21 protein-coding genes are annotated in these 17,761 nt (G+C 45.7%); 10 read left to right on the forward strand and 11 right to left on the reverse strand.

The genetic code is table 11. The features are described 5' to 3' along the window. Nucleotides 1-14 precede the first annotated feature (14 nt). Genes CELL2_RS08950 through CELL2_RS08960 form a run of 3 tightly spaced genes read left to right on the forward strand, consistent with a single transcriptional unit; the run spans nucleotide 15 to nucleotide 2,126 of the window. Nucleotides 15-1,286 (forward strand): PhoPQ-activated pathogenicity-related family protein, encoded by a 1,272-nt coding sequence (locus tag CELL2_RS08950; RefSeq protein WP_038034109.1) that lies wholly within the window; start codon nucleotides 15-17, stop codon nucleotides 1,284-1,286. Nucleotides 1,287-1,299: 13 nt separating this feature from the next. Then, a complete protein-coding gene (locus tag CELL2_RS09745; protein ID WP_038034107.1) occupies nucleotides 1,300-1,533 on the forward strand; it encodes a hypothetical protein in 234 nt (77 codons plus the stop codon). After that, nucleotides 1,527-2,126 (forward strand): hypothetical protein, encoded by a 600-nt coding sequence (locus tag CELL2_RS08960; protein WP_038034106.1) that lies wholly within the window; start codon nucleotides 1,527-1,529, stop codon nucleotides 2,124-2,126. The genes CELL2_RS09745 and CELL2_RS08960 overlap by 7 nt, the downstream gene beginning before the upstream one ends. On the opposite strand, the gene CELL2_RS08965 is transcribed toward CELL2_RS08960, so the two are convergent. The 6 genes from CELL2_RS08965 to panD form a co-directional block, all read right to left on the reverse strand. Further along, a complete protein-coding gene (locus CELL2_RS08965; RefSeq protein WP_038034105.1) occupies nucleotides 2,123-3,148 on the reverse strand; it encodes a hypothetical protein in 1,026 nt (341 codons plus the stop codon). The genes CELL2_RS08960 and CELL2_RS08965 overlap by 4 nt on opposite strands. Continuing rightward, nucleotides 3,088-4,407, reverse strand: a complete 1,320-nt coding sequence (gene glnA, locus CELL2_RS08970; protein WP_038034103.1) for a type I glutamate--ammonia ligase — start codon at nucleotides 4,405-4,407, stop codon at nucleotides 3,088-3,090. The genes CELL2_RS08965 and glnA overlap by 61 nt, the downstream gene beginning before the upstream one ends. A 181-nt stretch (nucleotides 4,408-4,588) precedes the next feature. Continuing rightward, nucleotides 4,589-5,860 carry a DUF5693 family protein gene (locus CELL2_RS08975; protein WP_011944204.1) on the reverse strand — a complete coding sequence of 424 codons (1,272 nt, stop codon included), beginning with the start codon at nucleotides 5,858-5,860 and terminating at the stop codon, nucleotides 4,589-4,591. Beyond that, a complete protein-coding gene (locus tag CELL2_RS08980) occupies nucleotides 5,832-7,064 on the reverse strand; it encodes a hypothetical protein (protein ID WP_038034102.1) in 1,233 nt (410 codons plus the stop codon). Before CELL2_RS08980 ends, CELL2_RS08975 begins: the two co-directional genes overlap by 29 nt. Further along, nucleotides 7,040-7,954 (reverse strand): RluA family pseudouridine synthase, encoded by a 915-nt coding sequence (locus CELL2_RS08985; protein WP_012896689.1) that lies wholly within the window; start codon nucleotides 7,952-7,954, stop codon nucleotides 7,040-7,042. The genes CELL2_RS08980 and CELL2_RS08985 overlap by 25 nt, the downstream gene beginning before the upstream one ends. A gap of 5 nt (nucleotides 7,955-7,959) precedes the next feature. After that, nucleotides 7,960-8,304, reverse strand: coding sequence for an aspartate 1-decarboxylase (gene panD, locus CELL2_RS08990; protein ID WP_008193209.1), 345 nt, complete (start codon nucleotides 8,302-8,304; stop codon nucleotides 7,960-7,962). Between the two features lie 187 nt (nucleotides 8,305-8,491). Between panD and CELL2_RS08995 the strand changes: the two genes are divergently transcribed. Together CELL2_RS08995 and CELL2_RS09000 are read left to right on the forward strand one after the other, a co-directional pair. Then, nucleotides 8,492-9,133: a class I SAM-dependent methyltransferase gene (locus CELL2_RS08995; RefSeq protein WP_327147048.1), complete on the forward strand. Its 642-nt coding sequence runs from the start codon at nucleotides 8,492-8,494 to the stop codon at nucleotides 9,131-9,133. Further along, entirely contained in the window at nucleotides 9,130-9,486 is a 357-nt protein-coding gene (locus tag CELL2_RS09000) for a PadR family transcriptional regulator (protein WP_008193205.1), read from the forward strand. Before CELL2_RS08995 ends, CELL2_RS09000 begins: the two co-directional genes overlap by 4 nt. Here CELL2_RS09000 and mtaD read toward each other — a convergent pair. From mtaD to CELL2_RS09015, 3 genes are read right to left on the reverse strand one after another with little or no spacing between them, the layout of a single operon-like run. After that, nucleotides 9,474-10,694: a 5-methylthioadenosine/S-adenosylhomocysteine deaminase gene (gene mtaD, locus CELL2_RS09005; protein WP_012896691.1), complete on the reverse strand. Its 1,221-nt coding sequence runs from the start codon at nucleotides 10,692-10,694 to the stop codon at nucleotides 9,474-9,476. The genes CELL2_RS09000 and mtaD overlap by 13 nt on opposite strands. Beyond that, the gene (locus CELL2_RS09010) at nucleotides 10,691-11,128 is read right to left on the reverse strand and encodes a CBS domain-containing protein (protein WP_011944211.1); all 438 of its coding nucleotides are present in this window, start codon (nucleotides 11,126-11,128) and stop codon (nucleotides 10,691-10,693) included. Before CELL2_RS09010 ends, mtaD begins: the two co-directional genes overlap by 4 nt. A 9-nt stretch (nucleotides 11,129-11,137) precedes the next feature. After that, nucleotides 11,138-12,415, reverse strand: coding sequence for an ArsB/NhaD family transporter (locus CELL2_RS09015; RefSeq protein WP_011944212.1), 1,278 nt, complete (start codon nucleotides 12,413-12,415; stop codon nucleotides 11,138-11,140). Between the two features lie 27 nt (nucleotides 12,416-12,442). On the opposite strand from CELL2_RS09015, the gene CELL2_RS09020 reads away from it, so the two are divergent. After that, nucleotides 12,443-13,612 carry a PD40 domain-containing protein gene (locus CELL2_RS09020; RefSeq protein ID WP_038034098.1) on the forward strand — a complete coding sequence of 390 codons (1,170 nt, stop codon included), beginning with the start codon at nucleotides 12,443-12,445 and terminating at the stop codon, nucleotides 13,610-13,612. Here CELL2_RS09020 and CELL2_RS09025 read toward each other — a convergent pair. Continuing rightward, nucleotides 13,593-14,051, reverse strand: a complete 459-nt coding sequence (locus tag CELL2_RS09025) for a restriction endonuclease (protein WP_012311388.1) — start codon at nucleotides 14,049-14,051, stop codon at nucleotides 13,593-13,595. The two genes, CELL2_RS09020 and CELL2_RS09025, sit on opposite strands and share 20 nt — an antisense overlap. Then, on the reverse strand, nucleotides 14,017-14,424 hold the full coding sequence (locus CELL2_RS09030) for a hypothetical protein (RefSeq protein WP_049749674.1): 408 nt from the start codon (nucleotides 14,422-14,424) through the stop codon (nucleotides 14,017-14,019). Before CELL2_RS09030 ends, CELL2_RS09025 begins: the two co-directional genes overlap by 35 nt. 67 nt (nucleotides 14,425-14,491) lie before the next feature. Between CELL2_RS09030 and CELL2_RS09035 the strand changes: the two genes are divergently transcribed. From CELL2_RS09035 to CELL2_RS09050, 4 genes are read left to right on the forward strand one after another with little or no spacing between them, the layout of a single operon-like run. Next, nucleotides 14,492-15,547 carry an AAA family ATPase gene (locus CELL2_RS09035; RefSeq protein WP_012311390.1) on the forward strand — a complete coding sequence of 352 codons (1,056 nt, stop codon included), beginning with the start codon at nucleotides 14,492-14,494 and terminating at the stop codon, nucleotides 15,545-15,547. Then, entirely contained in the window at nucleotides 15,544-16,737 is a 1,194-nt protein-coding gene (locus CELL2_RS09040) for a VWA-like domain-containing protein (RefSeq protein ID WP_038034097.1), read from the forward strand. Before CELL2_RS09035 ends, CELL2_RS09040 begins: the two co-directional genes overlap by 4 nt. After that, complete coding sequence (locus CELL2_RS09045; protein WP_012311392.1) at nucleotides 16,734-17,474, forward strand: DUF4895 domain-containing protein; 741 nt, start codon at nucleotides 16,734-16,736, stop codon at nucleotides 17,472-17,474. The genes CELL2_RS09040 and CELL2_RS09045 overlap by 4 nt, the downstream gene beginning before the upstream one ends. Nucleotides 17,475-17,512: 38 nt before the next feature. Further along, nucleotides 17,513-17,695: a ferredoxin gene (locus tag CELL2_RS09050; protein ID WP_038034095.1), complete on the forward strand. Its 183-nt coding sequence runs from the start codon at nucleotides 17,513-17,515 to the stop codon at nucleotides 17,693-17,695. Nucleotides 17,696-17,761 lie beyond the last annotated feature (66 nt).

A 17,761-nucleotide genomic window follows, 5' to 3' on the forward strand; every position in this document is an offset into this window, starting at 1 on the left:
TGAGGAGGGAAAGTATGAAAAAAGCGACAAGTTTGATAATGCTGATTCTCACCGCCACGATCTTCGCCGTGCATCCTCTGGACGTTCTCACTCGAGAAAGAGGAACTTCTCTTTACGAAACGAAGATCTCAACCACTACCCAGGAGGGTGAGGAAATATACGTTCTCAAATCCTATGGAATGAAATGGCAGGAGATTCAGTGGTTTCACAGGGTGGGTATCATTCTTCCATCCAATCTACGATACAAAGATCGAGCATTCCTGCTGATAACAGGTGGGAGCAGGAAAGAGGAAAACGAAGGTTACTACAGGTCGTTTCTGGAGGACGTCCTGGAGTATCTGTGGGTGGCGAGGATGTTTGAGTCTCCCTTCGTGGTTGTGGGTGATGTTCCCAATCAGCCGATCTTTGGTCTCAGAGAAGATGCGTTGATTGCAGAGACGTTCAGAATGTACCTTGAAAAACCCGATCCATACCTTCCGCTCCTTGTTCCCATGACCTACGGTGTGATAAAGGCCATGGACACGGCACAGGACTTTCTGGAAAAGAAAGGCTTTGAAATAAAGGGTTTCATGGTTTCTGGCGCTTCGAAGAGGGGATGGACCACGTATCTCACAGCGATATTCGATCCACGGATCTTTGCCATCGCTCCAATGGTGTACGACAATCTGAATATAGAAGCCCAGCTCTTACATCAAAAGGAGTACTACGGCACTTACAGTGAAAAGCTGAAGGATTATCAGGAAAGAGGACTCTTAGATCTGATAGAAAATGAACAGGGGAAGGAACTTCTCGAGATAGTCGATCCGTACGCTATGAGGTTGAAGCTTGATCTTCCCAAGGTTCTTGTGCTCGGTACAAATGACGAGTACTGGACAGTCGACTCGGCAAATCTCTACGTGGACGACTTGCCAGGTGAGACCTTCCTTTTCTACTCCCCAAACGACAGACACAGCCTGAAAAACATCAAAGAGATCGTAGAAACGGTCTCTTCGTTCTTCAAACTCTATCCGAATTTGCCCAAAGTTGAATTCCATTACGACAATGGAAAGATTTTCGTTGAGAAAGAACCGGAAATAGTGGATGCAGAACTGTGGTTTGCAAGATCGAAGAGCAGAGATTTCAGAGAGGCGGTGTGGTTCAGGAAAAGTGTTGAAGAAAATGGCGATTCATTGATCGGAGTACCTCCCGAGAAACCGGAAGGTTTTTATCAAGCCTATTTTTTGAGGGTTGTTCTTGATATTGGTGGTTTGAGAATGAAAGTTTGCAGCAAGATTGTGGTTGAATAGCGAGGTGAAAAGCTTGGGCAAATGCAAATACTGTGGAAAACCTGCTGGCTTTTTGAGAACCAAGCACAAAGCATGTGAGATGATTTACAAAGAAGGATGGAAAAAGATGCTGGATCTTGCTGAGAAGTCTTTCACAACAGGAAACTTCCATTTTCTCAGAAATCAACTTCTTGAGATAGCCCAGAGTCATTTCAGAACAGAAAAAGATGTGGAAGATGTCCTCACGACGGTCTGGGAAAAATGGTAGATCACTTTCTGGACGATGGCAACCTGGATGAAGTGGAGGAAGAAAAACTGGTTCGCTTCATAAAAGAAACGGGGCTTTCTGTGGACAGGCTGGCTGGGAAAGATTCGTACACGAAGTTCGTAAAGGGAAGACTTCTGAGAAGGGTGATGCACGGGGAGATAGAGTGTTTCAACGGAGATGTTCCAGTAATCCTTGGAAAGTCAGAGGTGCCTGTGTGGGTCTTCCAAAAAGTAGGAAACTACGAGATGAGGAAACGCAGAGAATACGTGGGAGGATATTCAGGTTTCAGTGTGAGGATCGCACGTGGAGTTTACTACAGAGTAGGAGGTTTCAAAGGAAATCCTGTTGAGAAAACAGAGTTAACCCACGTCGATGAAGGCGTTCTCGTCTTCACGAACAAAAATCTGTATTTCGTCGGACAAACAAGGAGCTACAAGATTCCTTACAAAAAGATCATCTCAATCATTCCGTACAAAGAAGGAATCATGGTGTATCAAGATGCAAAGACGAAAAAGCCTCAGTTTTTTGAACTGGACGATGTGTGGTTTTCCTACAACCTTTTGGTGAATCTGGTAACTCTGGAAAAGGATTAGTAAACCGTGTAGAAGATCAGTTCACCGGAATCGGTACAGAGAACGGCGAACTCTCTTTCTGAGATTTTGAAGATCTTCAGGGGGTATTTGCCTGTCTTCACTGTTTGTACCACTCTGTCGTTTTTTATCAGGTATATCTCCTCTGCCTCCACGGAGAGTGCCACCAGGTAGTTTCCTATCTCCTCGAGGTAAAGAACAGGGTGTGGCACGCTGATCTGTCTCACATTTCCGTCTCTGTCAACGACAGAAACAACGGGAGAAACCAGGCTGGCAACTGCCAGATCAGAACCATAGAAAGAAACACCATAGGCAAAATCTGGAAGGTTTCTTTTCCAGACAACGCTTCCATTGACCAGTTTCACAAGCCAGCCGTTTCTGTAATCAAGGACGTAATCACCGCTTGCTCCTTCTATGTAACGTAGAGGGCGGGTAAGTCCCAGATGAACAAAGTCCATGCTTCCACGGTGAAGGTAGATCACATCGGGTTCATCGTCATCTTTCCAGTAACAGAGGTAGGCAATCCCCTTTTTTGTAGGAACAAAGTAGGTGCTGGGAACTCCCGTGCGGTACCTTTCCACCACCCTGAAAGTCTTTCTGTCCACTCCCACAAGGATTCCCTGGGAAAAGAGAGAGATGTAGAAGATGCCGTTGTGGTAGAGAAAAGTGGTGGGATCTCCACCCAGAGTGATCTCTCGTCTTCTGTTTTCTGAGGAGATTTCTATGAATTTTCCTTCGAACATGTCGGTGACGTACCACTTTCCTTCAACGTACATTCCCCAGACTGGATAAGAAAAACCTGTGAATCTGGCTACGATACTTTTTGAGTTGGAATCTATGGATACGATCTCTCTTTTCAAAGAATCAACGAGGGTGATGACACCCTCGTTGATCGTTCCTCTCAAAGGATTCACATTGAGCTCTATCCTCTCTGTTTCGAGGATTCCTGCGAAAACACTTACGATCAGAGATACAAGTAGCGCTGCAGTTCCCAGTTTGTAACGTAGGTGCTGTACTCTTTCCAATCCTTCTCGGCAGCCTCCACGAACTTTTCGAATATGTGTTCTCCCAACGCATCTATTATAACATCGTCCTTCTTGAGTTCATCGATCGCTTCCTTCAACGTTCCAGGGAGAGAGTCTATGTTCAGTTCTTCCCTTCTTTCTGGTGTCATGTGGTAGATGTTTTCCTCGACGGGTTTTGGTGGTTCTATCTTGTTGACGATACCGTCGAGTCCGGCAGCGAGGATGGCGGCGAATGCCAGGTAGATGTTACAGGACGGATCGGGAGATCTGTACTCCAGTCTTGTAGCCTTTCCCCTTGCCTTCGGTATCCTGATGAGAGCACTTCTGTTTCCAACGGACCATGTGATGTAAACGGGTGCTTCGTACCCCGGAACGAGCCTCTTGTAACTGTTCACCGTTGGGTTGGTAACGGCAGCGAGTGCCCTCGCGTGTTTCAGAATACCTCCAACGAAGTATCTGAGATCATCGGAGAGTTCAAGGGGTTTGTTCGGATCGTAGAAGGCGTTCTGGTCACCCTTGAAAAGGCTCATATGGACGTGCATACCAGATCCGTTCACACCGTGGAAAGGTTTGGGCATGAAAGTTGCATGATAACCGTGGAAGATTGCCATTGTTTTGATGACGAGTTTCACAGTCTGGGCATTGTCAGCGGTTCTCAGGAAAGTGTCGTACCTGAAGTCCACCTCGTGCTGGGAGGGAGCAACTTCGTGATGGGTTGCTTCAACAATAATCCCCATCTTTTCGAGGGCTATTGCGATATCCCTTCTGATCTCTTCAACTTTGCTGAGCGGCAGAAGATCAAAATAACCTCCATGATCGAGAAACTCAGGAACAGGTTCTCCTTTTTCGTTGATGGGAAGGATGAAAAATTCCATCTCGGGGCCCGCATACGGTGTGTAACCCAGTTGTTCTGCTTTTTCAATCATTCTTCTGAGTCTGTATCTGGGATCTCCCTCAAAAGGCTTACCATCAGGGGTGTAAACATCACAGATGACCCTTGCACTCTTTGCACCGTCGACCGTCCATGGAAGAACAGCGAAAGTATCGAGGACGGGTTTGAGGTACATATCAGACTCTTCGATTCTCACAAAACCCTCGATGGATGAACCGTCGAACATGATGCCGTCTTCCCAGGATTCGAGAAAAACATCCGGCGTTATCTCTAAATTCTTCAAGATTCCGTTGATGTCGGTGAATTGCAGCCTGATGAATCGAACATTCTCCTCTTCGATGATTCTTTTGATGGTCTCAATCGTCATAACAACACCTCCTCTTGAACATAAAAAATCATTGTGGTATAATCAATATCCCAAGACACGAAATAAAGTTGTTTGGGCCAGTAAAAATCAAAAAAACAATCCTTTCTGTCCCCGGGGACAGAGGGGTTTTTCTTTTTGCATCTTTATGCGTAGAATATAACAGCCGTTTGTGAATTGCAAATTATTTGGAAGTTAAAAAGCGGTTTAGAAATATCTTCAGAAACAAGAACACGGCATATCCTATAGCAAGGCCAAGAGCGCTTCTGTAGATAGAAACCACCAGAGGCGTTTTAACATGACAGAACGTGTTGAACATCGAAACGAGTGCAACGCTGCCAAAACTCTCTCTGAGAAAATCGTATTCTCTGAATCCTTCCAACCAGAAAAACGGGTAGCACACAATTTCCTTGAAACGGGGCCGAACCATCAAAACACTCTCCAGCCAGTCTCTGAACTTTCTTTCAACTTCCAGCACCCATCCCGAATTTCCCGAACGCATAAGATAATAGAAACCCACAGGAATGGCAAGGAAAAGGAGAGGCAGGTACTTTTTCCAGTTTCTTCTGTTCTTCCAAAGTCCTGAAAGAAAGAGAAGCCCGGGAAGAAGCACGAGTGAAAGTTTCACTCCGCGGAAGTCCAGGATACCGTTGAGGTGGTACAGATCGCTGAGACTCAGAGACAGAGAGATCGACAGAAAGAGAAAACTCAACACTTTCAACCATTTCTTTTTCGGCACAAAATACGCCGCCAGTGTACCGGAAACAAAAAGGAGAGACACGAACCATTCCCTTGAAAAAGGCAAAACGAGAACTATAGATAGAAGCAGAGGGTTCAGAGAGATTATCATAAGAATGGGAGGTATCAAGAAGATCCACTTCGGGAAAGGCGGTTCAGATTCTGGAGGAGCCGGAAACGGTACAACTTTTCCTTTGAAATAACTGGAAAGCCTCTGAACGAGGAACTCTTTTTCGTCTATGTCCCTTATCCAGAGAACCTCCACACTTCGTTCAAGAACGGCTCTTTTGTACCTGTGAAACAGCGCTTCTTCGTCCAGATTTAGCTTTTCTATCTCTTCGGGTTTCACCGTGTGAACACGAAAGAAGAGGCCGTCTTTCTTCAAAAGCACGACTTTTCTTGCGAAATCGTAAGATGGATCGAACTCTACAATCCCAAGCCATTTTCCTTTCAATTTCTCTGCCAACTCTTGAGGTTCCCAGAAGAGAGGTTCACCTTTGAGAATCACGATCTCGGCTTCCGGTGGCAAATCTTTTCTGCTCGAAAGGTCAAAGAGAACCACTCGCTTTCCATCGATCATGTCGTCGAACAGAAAGGAAAATTCCATCCCTTTCCTGTCATAAGCCACCCTTTCTGGAAGAAAGAACACGATGAGAACAACAGAACTCACCAGAAAAATGAGAAAAAGACTATTTCTCAAGTTTGTAAACTTCTTCACCCATCATCACCTCGACTTCTTCCCTAGTCCAGCCGAAGATCAAACTCCCTTTCAGGGAGAGTCCGCCGATCTGGATTTTCCTTTTTGGTCCCAGATACACGGGAACGGGCCTTTCTCTCACAATCACTCTGTGCGGTCTGTTCACCACAAAGAAAGCGGTACTCGTGTTACCGAAAGTATCCGTAGCCTTCACAAAGACAACGTGATGCCCATCTGGTATCTTCTGGACTTCTCTTCCATCGCAGATGTATTCAACTCGAAAAGAAGAAGCGTCTTCTATCTTCTCCGGAGAGAGAACGAGTGGAGGAGTGGTGTCTCTCACATCGATCTCCATTCTCAAAAAGTTTCCGGATTCATCGCAACCGATAAGGTGATAGACACCAGGAAATTCTGGAGAAAACACAGTGATCTTTTCTCCAGTTGATGGAAGAAACCAGTTCACAAGAGGTGGTAGAATGAGGCTTTGGCCGAACTCAACAGAAGATTGGTACGATCTTTCCGCGAAAGAAACAGGAAGAGCTTCGAATGAGAGACTGGTGGATTGTCCCAGAGAGTCCACCACTTCTACTTCGAGCCTCGTGGCTTCCGTGGTTTGGTACCACAATTTGCCTTCCCTTCCATTCCAGAGTGTGACGAAGGTAGAATCGTCAGTCACATTCAGAAAGATCACCGTTCCGATAAGAGGATGCCACACCTTTGAATATCTCACCTCAGGAGGCTTTGGAGTGACGTCTATGGTGCCTTCTATTCTCCTTGGAACCTCAAATTTTTTGAAGAAGAAGGAAAGATAGTACTCGAGCTTCTCTTTTGTAATAGATCCCTTTACAACGACCCTGTCGCGTGAAAAGACTTCAATGGGAAATGCGTCGTAAACGAACGTGAGATCTGTGCTGTCAAGAAGCTCGGCGAAAACATCCTCGGGAATTCGGATATCCCCCACATCGACTCCGATCGTCACACCGTTGCTCAAGACAAGGGCCGTGCTGTCTGGAAGATCAATGGTGATACCTCGAACCTTCGGAGGAGTGTAAATTGTCTCGAGAGAGGCTTTGAAGGGCTCCAGGTCGCGCGAATTTTCAAAAGGGAAAGTTCTGTTCGTCAACGAAACGATGCCAGTGTTGTTGTAAGTGTTGAAGAGCACTTCCTTAGAAAACAGAAGAAGAGACGAGAGAATGAGAATCAGGAAAGAAATTCTTCTAACCATTCATCACTCCTCTCTTTTAAAAGGTTCAGAACGCTGAGAAGATCATCTGGAAGAGGTGCCCTGAAGTCCTTTTCCTCCTCGGTCCACGGATCGATGAACTTCATTCTATAGCTGTGGAGGAACTGTCTTTTTAAACCGTATCTCTTTCGAAACTCTATGTTGAAATGTCTGTCACCGTAGGTGTCGTCTCCCACAACGGGAAAACCTATTTGCGAGAGATGTCTTCTTATCTGGTGCTTTCTACCCGTGTGTATCTTCACCCGGAGAAGCGAAACATCCTTCAGAGGTTTCACTGAAACGATTTCAGAGACTGCTTCCTGCCCATCGAGAGGAATGGTGAGTTTCATGTTGTTCTCTGGAACTCCCCTCACGAGCGTGACGTATTCTTTCTCTATGTTTCTGCCCTTGAACAGTTCCGTGAGAATCCTCGCGGCCTCTCTGTTTTTGGCGACAACAAGAAGCCCGGAGGTGTCCTTGTCGAGTCTGTGAACGAGAAACGGTGAAAACCCCTTTTCCTGACCGTAGTGAAGGAGTCCCTCGATCAACGTCGCAACATGAACACCTTTTCCCGGATGTATGGCTATGTTCGGCGGCTTGTTCAGCACAAGGTAGTGATCGTCCTCGTAGAGCACGTCGAGTTTCATGGGAACTGGTGTGAGGTCTTTCTTCTCAGATCTCTTCGGAAGATTTTCCAGATTCACATACCGGAGCTCTACCACGTCTCCTTCTTCCAGTTCGAAAGAAGGATCCTTCACGCGCTTTTTGTTGACATACACCTTTCCCTTTCTGATGAGTTTGTATATCACCGAAAGGGGTACGTCTTTCAGCTGGTTCCTCAGAAATTTGTCCAGCCTTCTGTAGAAATTCTCCCTGGTGACTTCCATTCTCATGACTTTTATTTCTCCTGAACGATTTCGTTTTTCTCGTTTAGAACGATCGTTTTCGCTTTCACAGGTTTGTCACTGAAGGTGAAAGCCATGATGATCACCCTGTCACCTTCTTCACCGAGCCTTGCAGCTGCACCGTAGAGGTTTATCTCACGACTTCCCCTCTTTCCCTTTATGACGTACGTTACGAATCTCTGGGCGTTGTTGACGTTCACCACCAGTACGAGCTCTCCCTCGCTGATGCCCGCTTTTTCCATCAGCTCTTCGTCTATCTCTATGCTTCCTTCGTAGTAAACTTCTTTTCTCGTGATCGTAGCCATGTGAATTTTGGACTTCAGATATATGTTCAGCATCGTTTCACCCTCCCGAAAGATTTTATCATGCGAGGATATGTTATGATTTTACAGAAACACGGGAGGTGGGAAATATTTACAAGCGATTCGCACGAGTTTTTCACAAGGGGCCGTACACATCGTTCTCGAGAAGAATAGCGAAAAATTTCACCAAGATTCTGGAAAACTTTCATATTCGAGGAAAAAAGTGCTGGATGTGGCCTGTGGAGAAGGAACATTCGCTGTGGAAATCGCTAAGCAGGGTTTCGAAGTGGTGGGAGTTGATCTTTCACCCGAGATGCTGAATTTTGCCAGAGAAAGGGCAAAGGAAGAAAGCGTACCTGTGATTTTTTTGAAAAAAGACATGAGAGAACTCGATTTTCACGAAGAATTTGATATCGTCACCTGCTGGTTTGACAGTCTCAACTATCTACTGGAGTACAAAGATTTGAAGAAAACTTTTGAGAAAGTTCATGAAGCTTTGAAAACAGGTGGAGCGTTTCTTTTCGATATGAACACCGTTTATGGACTTTTGATGGCCAATCAGGAAGGCCCCGTGTACATTCAGCAGGATGGAAAGGATATCTTCGAAGTTCAAACTATAGAGTTCGATCTGGAGGAATCTGTTGCCACCTTCTACGTGACTGTTTTCGAGAGAAAAGAAGAGGGGCTGTGGGAAAGGTTCGATGAGATACACAGAGAAAGAGGCTACAGAGTGAAAGAAATCGCGTCTGCACTGAGTGAAACGGGTTTTGTGTTTTCTTTTTATGAAGATCTCCTCAGCAAGTCACCTCTGACCAGCTACAGTAGAAGACTGTGGTGCGTTGCGAGGAAGGTGAGCGCAGGATGAGACACAGAGGCGGGAGAGGATTCCGAGGTTGGTGGCTTGCCAGTACCATCCTTTTACTCGTAGCGGAGAAACCTTCTCATGGATACGAGCTCGCAGAGAGGCTCGCAGAGTTTGGTATTGAGATACCTGGAATCGGTCACATGGGCAACATTTACCGTGTACTCGCCGATCTCGAAGAGAGTGGGCTTCTCAGCACCGAATGGGATACAACGGTCAGCCCCCCAAGAAAGATTTACAGGATCACCCCACAGGGAAAACTCTATCTCAAAGAGATATTGAGGTCTCTGGAGGATATGAAGAGAAGAATAGAAACGCTCGAAGAAAGAATAAAGAGAGTGCTTCAGGAAGAGTAGAGTTCTTTTTCTATACGGGCCAGCTCTCTTTTCACTTCTTCTGAATCTATGGTCAGGTACTCTCCATCGAAGTAGATCCATTTTCCAGCGACCATCGTGGCGAAAACTTCACCGCTGAAAGCGTGAACGAGGTGGTTCTTTATGTTCCGAACTGGAAACATTTCGGGAAGATCGAGATCTATTACCACAAGATCAGCGTTCCAGCCTTCTTCAATCTTTCCGCTTTTGAATCCCATCGCTTGGGCTCCATCGTAAGTTGCCATTTTCAAACATGTGTTCACATCCAAATTGCGTGGATTCTGCGCTTTCTGAAGAAGACTCGCGAGCCTCATTTCGAAGAACAGATTCAGAGAGTTGTTGCTCGCCGCTCCATCCGTGCCGAGGGTGACCTTCATCCCATGCTCTATCATTCTCTGAACAGGTGCTATTCCGTTTCCGAGTTTCAAATTGCTCGCAGGATTGTGAGAAACGAAAAACGGAACATCTTTCAGAACACCGAAATATCTCTCGGGAAGATGAACACAATGAGCTGCGATGGTCTTCACTTCTTTCAACCCAATGTTCAAAATGTCCTCCAGATCATACTCTTCTTTGGAGGTTTCATAGAGATGAATCGTCACTGGGGCGTTCAGAGACTTCGCAGTGTCGAAGACTCTCTTCAGGTATTTTTCAGAACAAAGGTAAGGTGAGTGAGGACCGAATCCAACGAAGATCCTCCCCTCAAAACCGTTCCAATCGTTGTAGAGCTTCAAATTCTCCTCGAGTCGTCCTCCATCGTCCCCATTACTGTCCACAAGTCCCCGTGTCAAAAGGGCCCTCATTCCAAAATCTCTGACTGCCTTTGCAATCCACTCCTCATGAAAGTACATATCGACAAAGCCGGCGATACCATGTCTTGCCATTTCCATCTGGGCAAGGATCGTACCGTAGTAGGTCATCTTCTCTGTCAATCTGTCTTCTATGGGAAGCACCTTAGAGAAGAGCCACTCTTCGAAACTGAGATCTTCCGCGACTCCTCTCAGAAGAGTCATCGGCGCGTGAGTGTGCGTGTTGAAAAGAGCCGGCATGACGAGTTTACCGGAGAGATCCAGATCGACCTCCACTTCTCCCTGTATCACTCGTTTTATCGTGCCGTTTTCGATTTCTACGGCTCCAAAAAAAGGTTCAGAAGAGAAATCTTTCAGTATCAGGCAATTTCCTATAATCATTTCTCCCGCCCTTTCCACAAAGCGAGAAGAATTTCGAGAGAGTTGAGATCTCCCACTATCTCTCCCTTTTCATCGACAACCGGCATCTCCTGTATATTGTTGTCGATCATCAGCTTCAAGGCTTCTTCCAATGTTGTATCCATGTGAACGTACACGGGATCCAACATTATCTCAGATGCGTTCTTTGCTATCAATCTTTTCATCGAGGAGCGAATGAGCTCTTCCTTTGGAATGAACCCGAAAAAGTGAAAACCAGAAACTTTCAAAAGGTGCATGACAGGGATCATTCCAACGAGTTTGTTGTCTCTCGCAACATAAACGGTTCTCGTGACGGGATCCTCCAGTATCCTGTCGACGATTTCTTCTATAGGAGTGTCTTCTTCTACAACTGTGGGCTTCAGAGAAATCAATTTGCAGACGTCTTTCACTTTCATGATCTCACCTCAATATCTGATCAACAAATAGACTCCTGACACCAGAAGACTGAGTATGAGCACGGGAAAACCTATCTTGAAATACTCCCAGAAGGTTATATGCTTTCTGTCTGCTATGAGAGAGGTTCCTACCACATTCGCGGATGCACCGATCAGAGTTCCGTTTCCTCCGAGACACGCTCCCAGAGAAAGAGCCCACCAGAGGGGCCTCAGATCAGAAAACGTTTCCGGAGCCAGAACCGCGAGTTTCTTTATCACTGGAATCATGGTGGCAGTGAACGGTATGTTGTCAACGAAAGCGGAACTCAACCCAGATATTCCCAGAATTGATATCAGGGTGCCTTCCATTTTCCCTTTTGAAAGCCTGATGACGAGTTCTGATATTTTTTCGAGAACACCGGCCTCTTCAAGGGCACCAACGACAAGGAAAAGACCTATGAAGAAAAAGATAACGCCCCATTCGATCTCTTTGAACACATCCTCTATATCTTTTTTATTTAAGAAGGCAAGCGAGAGGAAGCCAGCAAGAAGAGCAACCTCGAAACTTTCAAGTCCAAGTGGTTTCTGAAGAGAAAAGAGAACAAGAACAACCAGAGTTAGTATTATGGAGAGATAAAACAGCTTTTTGTCAACGATGGCCCTACGGGGTTCGAAACCTTTGACCACTTCCACCGGTATTTTTCTGAATATGACCCTTCTGTAAACAGCAGAGAGAAAGATCAAAGTAACGATGAGGGTCAGAACAGCAGCGGGTGCCACGTTAACCACAAAATCGAGGAAATGAAGTTTCGCCGCGGAAGCGATCATGATGTTTGGGGGATCTCCTATCATCGTTGCGGTACCGCCTATGTTCGAAGATATGATCTCCGATATCACGAAGGGAACGGGATCCAGATCAACCGTGTCGCAAACTACCAGCGTTACAGGAACGAACACCAGTATCGTTGTTACGTTGTCCAGAAAAGAGGAGAGAAGAGCCACGAGGAAATTTATTGAGACAAAGAAGAAAAACACACTTCCTCTGGAAAGTTTTATAGAGTACAGTCCCAAAAAATGAAACAGACCACTTCTTTTTGTAACGGACACGAAGATCATCATTCCTATCAAGAGAAATATCGTGTTGAAATCCACATACCTGACCAGCGCTTCGATGGGATCTTTGAACACAAGAAAGAGGGCGGCGCTCCCTCCGAGCATGGTGATGACCGCTCTGTGGTGTTTTTCCAGAATGATGAAGAGGTATACTATTATAAAGATCAGAAGTGAAACAACGGCGTCTTCGAACAAAATATCTCCTCCGGAGGTAAGAGATCGATGAAGAAGATGTTTCTGTTTATCTTTGCTATTATACCCCTGGTTTCTTTCTCTGTTGTTACCCTCAATTTAAGTATGTTCAGCACCGAAGAGGCTTCTTCTGTTCTTGCGGATGTTCAGGAGAAAATTCTGGAACTTCTTCCGAAAGAAGCGACGATCACAAACTCTTCGACGGCGACGTTTTCGATGACGTTTTTCCTCTCCTACGACGCAACGGACAACCTCTATGTGGGAGAATGGAAACACGGAAATGAAGTTGCAAGGTACGAGTACAATCCCAGGGGCTACAAATATTACAGAGATTTCGTGATGGAGTGTGCCTCTTTTCCCCTGGAGAAGGTCTCTTTCTATCTCTTTTCCAAAAATGAGTTTCCAGATGTGTTCGGGCTCACCTATCATCCTGCACTCGATGAGTACTGTGACTTTTCAAGCAGATACCTGGTTTTCTCTTCTGAAAGACTCTCCGGCAACAGAAACTTGTTCTTGATCGACAGGCAAAACGGAGAACTCGTTCCAATGTCCATCTACGGCAGCAGCGAGTACTTTCCGAGAATATCACCGGATGAAAGATACCTGCTTTTCCAGGGCTCACTCCATGGAAACTGGAACATCTATTACATGCCGCTCTCGTCCGATTACTCGAAGAAGATACAGCTCATCTCACGTGGCAGGTACGCTTCCTACAATCCGAACTGGATCGACAACAACACGGTAGTTTACGTTCAGGAAGATGCAACTTCGAATCACTTGGTTGTGAAAGATCTGACAACAATGAAAGAAAAGACGTACTATCTTCCATTCGACTGGGTTTTCACACCGGCCAAAGGAAATCAGGGTATCGTGTTCGTGGGACTCAAAGAATCGAATTTTGGGATATACGAGCTGCTTCCAGATGGAACGATAACAGTTCTCGAGGACAGTCCTTACAACGAATTCGACCCGGACGTGTTTGAAAATTACCTGATCTTTTCTTCCAACAGAGACGGAGTTTTCAGAATCTACGCGAAAGACCTGGTTTCTGGGAAGGTGTGGTGCCTCACCGAGAACATCCCCTACGATGCGTTCTATCCTGCGTTCTCTGAAGATGGAAAACTTGTAGCCTTTTCTGTGTACAGCAAAGGGAGCGAACCAGATATATGGATCGTCCGTTTCAGAATTCCTCAGGATTGATGTTCTTTATTACATGGACCCTCTTTATGAAACCACCCGATCTTTTCAGTTCCTCGAGCTCTTTTTTCAAGCCGGTGGAAAGCTCGCCGTTCGTGAAAATTCCAACTTCCGTGGCACCATAAATATAGGCCGCCGCAACGAGTTCCTTCACGACCTCTTTCTCCACCGTGGAATTTCTTCTCTTCACCTGGAAAACCACTGTGCTTCCTCGTCTTTTCGCAACGATATCCGCCCCGAAATCCTTACTCTTTCGCGTTGTTCTCACCGATCTAAAACCTTTTTCTTTCAGATATTCCTTAGCGAATTCTTCGAACTGATATGGATTCTTGAGACCCGCCTCGAGAAGGTTTCTGAGGTCTTGTTTTCTCCTTTTCTTCCCCCATCGCAGAAAGAGAACAAGAAGGCTAAAAGACAACAGACTCAAAATGATATAAATCATGCATTTTCACCTTCGTTTTGTGTATTTTCGAATTTCTTCTCATTCTTCCAAACGCTTCCAGAGATTCCTTAGTGATGGAAGAATAGACCACTCTGATGTCACGTGTTCTGTTCGTGTACGCCATGTAGAGGATTTCTTTCACCACATCGAAGTTCACACTGCCCACACAGATGATTATCTTTCTGAGACCTTTTTTGATCAGAAACACTTCACAACCGTTCACTGTTTTATGAGAGATCTGGTATCTTCTGCCTTCGTAGTACCTTTTTACAGTTCGGCAAACGGTTTCAACATCGACTTTTTTCCTTTTCTCGATCAGGCTCAGGATGAAAACGATGAAAATAACGACTGCTGCGAGAACGATCCCGAGTATTTCCACCTTACCACCCCACCCAGAAATACATGATATCATTTGAAGATGGAGAAAGGAAGGTGAAAGGGTGCGCGTAGAAGAGGCAAAGTACCTCGCAAAAAAGATCATGATGGCTGGTGAGATACCGCTTCTGGTAGGGCATTTCGGTGTGGGAAAAACGGATATCGCCAGGGACATAGCTGAGGAAACTGGAAGAGAGCTGATCATCCTGGTTCTTTCTCAGATGGAACCGGGTGATTTGATAGGACTTCCCGCCCGCACAGAAGAGAAAACAGTCTTTTTAAAACCAGACTGGTGGCCCGAAAGCGGCGATACGATTCTTTTTCTCGATGAGATAAACAGGGCCCATCGTTCTGTCAGAAACGCGATCATGCAGCTCCTTGTGGATAGAAGAATTCACAACCATATCTTGCCGGAAGGAACGTGGATCATGGCAGCCATGAACCCCCCGGAGGAAGAGTACGATCAGGCCGATCTCATCACAGATCCTGCGTTCATATCTCGCTTCTTCATTCTGGAAGTGAACCCGGATGTCTCCGAGTGGCTGGAGTGGGCTGAGAAGAACAATGTATCGAAAGAAGTGAGAGACTTCATAAGGGACTACCCTGAGTTCCTTTTCTCCGAAAGAAGTCTCTCTCTAAGAACATCCCTGAAACCTTCCCCGAGAAGCTGGTACAAGCTCTCAAATGTGCTGAAAACTCTGACGGATGATGAAAAAGAAAAGTACGGCTACGTCATCGCGGCAGGAATCGTGGGGCCAGAGGCTGCAAAGGCCTTTTATGATTCGTTCTTTCAGAGAGTAAAGATCCCTTCTGTGGAAAGTGTGCTCTTTGATGGAAAGATAGAAAATTTGGAAGACATACACGCTGCGAACACTCTTGTTCTCAGGATAGTGGACTTTCTGAGTAAAGTGGACGTGAGAACACTTGAAAGACACCTGGACGACGTATCGAAGAACCTGGTCAGACTTTCCGAAATCATGCCCAGGGAATCTTTTTACGGTGTTTTAAGATTTCTGGTCGATGAAGCTCAAAAGGAAGGAGAAAAGTCCTGGATCTTCGATAAAATACTCGAGAAGATGCTGGAAAGAGAAGACATGAGAAAAATGGTGAACGAGCTATGAAAGGTGAAAAAATTCTCAGAAAGGCTTTGCTGAACATAGGAAAGGAATCACCGTTCTATTATTACGTTCTTCTCGGTGTCAAGCTGGTACCATCGAAAAACACGAGAAATCTGAAACTCTCTTTCTCCACAACCGGAGATGTGATGTTGTTGTACAATCCAGAAGCGATAGAAAAAAAGCCTCTGAGAATGCTTCAGGCTCTTTTGATACACGAGGTCATGCACATCGTTCTCCAGCACTTTCGAATAAAACCCAAGGATGAAAGAGACAGAAAGATATGGGATCTTGCCATGGATGCCGCTATAAATCAGTACATCCCGGAACTTGCAGCTTTTGGGATACCGCTCGACGTACTTGTGAAGGAAGGTCACGCGACAGACAACGATACGCTCTTCGTACTGCCACCGGAGTGGATGATGTTCGAAAACGCTGAAGCGTACCATAAATGGATTTTAGAGGAGATGGAAAGACTCGGAAGGTATGATGTGGAAGTGGTGGCGGAGTTTCGGGATAACGTCGACGACCACTCAGGACTGTTCGAGGAAGACGTTCCAGTTGAGATGATCCTCGACCTCACAAAAGACAGAACCAAGAAAGCTTTCAACCTCTTTGGAGATACTCTTCCCTCCGGAGTAAAAAGAGAAGTTTCGCTCTCAATAGAAAATCCCGAACTGGACTGGAAAACGCTCCTCAGGAGGTTCTTCGGTGTTTCGATAAAAGCGGATCGCTACACAACTCCATTGAGGCCAAACAGAAGGTACGATCACCTCCCTGGCTGGAGGAACGAGTACCTTCCCAGAATAGCCGCTGTGGTGGACACCAGCGGAAGTATTGTGGAGAAGGAGCTGAACCAGTTTATTTCCGAACTCGAGAAGATCTCGAACATAGCAGGGGAAGAACTCTGGCTCGTTCAGGTTGACAAGAGTGTTACATCGGCTATGAAGTACAGATCTGGAAAGTGGAAGGATCTGGAGATTGTAGGAGGAGGAAGCACAGATCTTCAGCCAGCGATCGATTACTCAGAAAGGGTCCTCAGGTCAGAGGGAACAGTTGTCTTCACGGATGGTCACACCGACGTTCCGATCGCAAGGAGAAGAATCCTTTTCGTGCTCTCAAGGTATCACAACGAAGAATTTCTCAAGGAAGCGAGAAAGATGTATGGAAGAGATGCGGTGGTGGTCCTTTCATGAAGAGGGAATTGGAACTTCTTCTGAAGGAAACATCGGTACACAATCCTCTTAAAGACTACGAGAGTAAGCTTGACAACGTGCATCTTCACACGTTTGTGCTCAGAATAAAGAGACACCGTTTCCCGTCGTTGTTTCTCATGGTTGACACATCCGACAGAAGACTGCTGAATCTCTCCGTTGAAGATCCCTTCGATAGGGAACCGTGCATATACAAGGTGGAAGCAGATGTGCCGGAATCCATGGTCGCCTTTTACACGAAGCTGTTCGAAAGGGTGGATTCGGTCTCCGCGGGAATATTCAGGATGCCGTTGAAGGTGAAGGTTTTAAGGTCCGCCGGAAATGAAAGCTGGCTTCAAAAAATATTCCTTCAAGAAAAAGTGAAAAACATGGAGTTCTTTCTCTTCCAAAACAGGGTATCTGATGAGAATCTGGAAAAGATGATGAAACTTTTAAAATCGCGACTGAAGATCGTTCTGAGAAACGAGGGAATCGATGTGTTCCTTGAAACTCCAGAGTGGGTAGATAAAGAACACATCTCGCTGCTCCACGAAATGGGTGTTGTTTTGAGAAAGAAAAAGGGCATTCAACCTGCGCAGAATCCTATGGAACAGGCCTTTCTCACACTCAGAGTAGGATACGATCAGTTCTTCGAAGAAGACTTTGACATGGAATATTTTGCGAAAGATTTTATGGAAAAATTGAAAAGAATGTATGAGGTACTCGTTTCAATGTTATAATAAATACCGTGCAAAAACCTTTCAAGGAGGGACGAAACATGAAGGTAAGAGTTGACGCAGATGCCTGCATTGGATGTGGAGTTTGTGAGAATCTCTGTCCTGACGTTTTCCAGCTCGGTGACGATGGAAAGCCAAAGGTCCTCCAGCCCGAAACGGATCTTCCCTGTGCGAAGGACGCCGCTGACAGCTGTCCAACCGGAGCTATCAGCGTAGAAGAGTGAGGTAAGGGGTGGGGTTTTCCACCCCTTTAGAAATTTTTCAGATCTGTTTCTTTTTCTCCGTTGATT

This window comes from Thermotoga sp. Cell2 (assembly GCF_000789375.1).
Lineage (GTDB): Bacteria > Thermotogota > Thermotogae > Thermotogales > Thermotogaceae > Thermotoga > Thermotoga petrophila.

Coding starts and splice junctions, on each gene's coding strand:
- CELL2_RS09040 (WP_038034097.1), top strand. CDS start 15,544: ATGAAAGGTGAAAAAATTCTCAGAAAGGCTTTGCTGAACATAGGAAAG.
- CELL2_RS08980 (WP_038034102.1), bottom strand. CDS start 7,064: ATGGTTAGAAGAATTTCTTTCCTGATTCTCATTCTCTCGTCTCTTCTT.
- CELL2_RS09020 (WP_038034098.1), top strand. CDS start 12,443: ATGAAGAAGATGTTTCTGTTTATCTTTGCTATTATACCCCTGGTTTCT.
- CELL2_RS09010 (WP_011944211.1), bottom strand. CDS start 11,128: ATGAAAGTGAAAGACGTCTGCAAATTGATTTCTCTGAAGCCCACAGTT.
- CELL2_RS09025 (WP_012311388.1), bottom strand. CDS start 14,051: ATGATTTATATCATTTTGAGTCTGTTGTCTTTTAGCCTTCTTGTTCTC.
- CELL2_RS09000 (WP_008193205.1), top strand. CDS start 9,130: ATGAGACACAGAGGCGGGAGAGGATTCCGAGGTTGGTGGCTTGCCAGT.
- CELL2_RS08985 (WP_012896689.1), bottom strand. CDS start 7,954: ATGAGAATGGAAGTCACCAGGGAGAATTTCTACAGAAGGCTGGACAAA.
- panD (WP_008193209.1), bottom strand. CDS start 8,304: ATGCTGAACATATATCTGAAGTCCAAAATTCACATGGCTACGATCACG.
- CELL2_RS08950 (WP_038034109.1), top strand. CDS start 15: ATGAAAAAAGCGACAAGTTTGATAATGCTGATTCTCACCGCCACGATC.
- CELL2_RS09045 (WP_012311392.1), top strand. CDS start 16,734: ATGAAGAGGGAATTGGAACTTCTTCTGAAGGAAACATCGGTACACAAT.
- CELL2_RS09050 (WP_038034095.1), top strand. CDS start 17,513: ATGAAGGTAAGAGTTGACGCAGATGCCTGCATTGGATGTGGAGTTTGT.
- mtaD (WP_012896691.1), bottom strand. CDS start 10,694: ATGATTATAGGAAATTGCCTGATACTGAAAGATTTCTCTTCTGAACCT.
- CELL2_RS08960 (WP_038034106.1), top strand. CDS start 1,527: ATGGTAGATCACTTTCTGGACGATGGCAACCTGGATGAAGTGGAGGAA.
- glnA (WP_038034103.1), bottom strand. CDS start 4,407: ATGACGATTGAGACCATCAAAAGAATCATCGAAGAGGAGAATGTTCGA.